General features: G+C 68.6%; 1 pseudogene. It reads right to left on the bottom strand.

Going from position 1 to position 1772, the window contains the following annotated elements:
* A pseudogene (locus LQV45_RS29875) lies at nt 1–1420 on the bottom strand (arginine--tRNA ligase); the annotation flags it as partial.
* Nucleotides 1421–1772 lie beyond the last annotated feature (352 nt).

Below are 1772 nucleotides of genomic sequence, written 5' to 3'. Positions count from 1 at the left end.
TCATTGAGCCACAGCCTGGTGCGGTTGGTGTCGGTGATGGGTTCCTCGCCCTGCGGCGCCACGCGGCAGGCGTCATACCAGCGGTGGTAGGCGCCGGCGATCACTTCGAGGTGGCGGGCCACGCGGTGCGGCTCGCGCAGCTCGGCGGCCTTGGCCACGATCGAGGGATAGCTGCCCAGGTGCGAGAGCAGCTCGTTTTCGGTGGGGTGCTCCAGCAGGGCGGCGTTGAAGCTGTCTATGCCGTCCACACGGCGCTCCACGCCGGCGGCCACGGCGTTGCGGGCGGCGCCGCGGGAGCGGGCGTGGGCGTACTGGACGTAGAACACCGGGTTTTCGTTGCTGTGCTTCTTCAGCAGCTCCGGGTCCAGCGTCAGCGGCGAATCGGCGGGGAACCGGGCCAGCGAGTAGCGGACGGCGTCCTTGCCGAGCCAGGAGATGAGGTGTAGCCGCGGTCCTTCTTGGACAGATAATAGGCGGCGTCGGCGGCGAAGTACGTGGGCTCACCGTTTGCGCGGACCATCACGCGGTCCTTGTCATCGCCGAAGTCGGTGGTGCGCAGCCAGACCGCGCCGCCGTCGTCGAACACGTGGCCCTGTTCGCGCAGGCGGGCGACGGCGTCCTCGATCGCGCCGGCGTCGTGGAGCTCCTGCTCGGAGAAGTAGACATCGAAGTCGACGCCAAACTCGGCCAGCGTCTGCTTGATGTCATGCATCTGCGCCTTGTAGGCGGCGCCCCGGATCACCGGCAGGGCCGCCACCTCGGTGAGTTCGCGGATGTCCGGGTGCTCGGTGAGCACCTCGTGGCCGAGGTCCGCGATGTACTGGCCCGGGTAGCCGCCCTGGGGCACGTCCAGGCCGTGCAGCCTCGCGAACACGGAGTTCGCGAATACGTTCATCTGGGAACCGGCGTCGTTGATGTAGTACTCGGCAGTGACGTCGGCACCGGAGGCCCGGAGGACGCGGGCGATCGCGTCGCCGAGGGCGGCCCAGCGGGTGTGGCCGATGTGCAGCGGGCCGGTGGGGTTGGCCGAGACGAATTCCATGTTGACCACGTGCCCGGCGAGCGCGGTGTTGGTGCCGTAGGCCGCACCGGCCTCGACGATCGCCTTGGCGAGGGCACCGGCGGCAGCGGCGTCCACCGTGATGTTCAGGAAGCCGGGGCCGGCAATGTCCACCGCGGACACGCCGTCGATCGTTTTGAGCCGGGCGCTCAGGACGGACGCGAACTCCCGCGGGTTGATGCCCGCCGTTTTGGCCAGCTGGAGGGCGACGTTGGTGGCCCAGTCCCCGTGGTCCCTGTTCTTGGGGCGCTCCACGCGCACCTCATCCGGGATGTCGGCCGCGGAGAGGGCTATGTCACCGGCGGCAACGGCGTCCTTCAGGCAGGCGGATATGGCGAGGGAGAGTTCTTCTGGGGTCACAGTTCTAGCCTACCGGTGGGCCCGGAGTGCGGCGGAATCTGGCGCCCGGCATGACGGCGGGGCCGGTTACGGGAATACCCAAGGTCATCAAGGCCTCGCGCCCAGGGTGAACCGTTACCCTGAATTCAACGTCTGCAACCCTGTCAGTGCCTCCACATTGTTCGCTGTCCGATCCCCGCAAAGAATCGAGTCCCGCATGAATACCGCCTTCCGCAAGAACGTCCTCGTCGGCATTGCCGGCCTCTCCGTGGCCGGAACTGCGGCTGGCTGCGCCCCGTCTGCGCAGGCCCCGGCCGCAGAGGCCGCGCCGCCCGCAGCTTCCGGGACCGCCGGTACCGGTTCCTACAAGGAC

This window comes from Microbacterium sp. Bi128 (assembly GCF_918698205.1).
Note: the sequence above shows the minus strand (reverse complement) of the source record. Positions and strands in the feature narration are given on the sequence as shown.